This window comes from Neoroseomonas soli (genome assembly GCF_018129065.1).
GTDB classification, from domain to species: domain Bacteria; phylum Pseudomonadota; class Alphaproteobacteria; order Acetobacterales; family Acetobacteraceae; genus Neoroseomonas; species Neoroseomonas soli.
This window is the reverse complement of record NZ_JAAEDM010000214.1, coordinates 1-532: the sequence shown is the minus strand read 5'-3', so window position 1 is coordinate 532 and position 532 is coordinate 1. Positions and strand designations below refer to the sequence as shown.

The following is a 532-nucleotide window of genomic DNA, read 5'->3' as shown; positions in this document are numbered from 1 at the left end:
CCTATACGGTTGAACAGGTCGCAGACCGCTTGCGCAGCTTTCTCTTCGAGGAGAAGGCCGCGGTCTGTGCGGATCCGACGAACATCCAGCTGCGGGTCTGCGGCTACTCCGCCGGTCGCCCCCTGGCCGAGATCTGGGAAGTCAACCTGACGCAGCATGCTTGCCCACCGCCGAGGCGCGTCATGGACGAGAACGGCTTCGGCGTGCTGTGGGACGGACAGTACGAAGCCTTGAATCGGCTCATCCTGGGTATCGGCTTCGACATCGACGCCGTCCTGATACGCCATGGCATGGCGCCGCAGCAGGCAGCCGACCTTCAGAAGAGACTGGTCAAGGATCTGTATGCGACGCTCACCGTCCCGGCGATGCCGATCCAGGACGCGATCGACCTCGCGCGGTTCCTGGTCGAGACGACGATCGGCTTTGTCCGCTTCGCCGTCTTCCTGCCGAAATCCGTTGGCGGAGCGGTCGAGATTGCGACCATCACGAAGCATGAGGGCTTCCGCTGGGTGCAGCGGAAGAGCTTCCACCT

General features: G+C 63.3%; 1 protein-coding gene. It reads left to right on the top strand.

Translation table 11 applies throughout. The features are described 5' to 3' along the window. Positions 1–29: 29 nt before the first annotated feature. A partial coding sequence (locus GXW76_RS25535; RefSeq protein WP_211864943.1) for a hypothetical protein occupies positions 30–532 on the top strand: 503 nt, incomplete at its 3' end.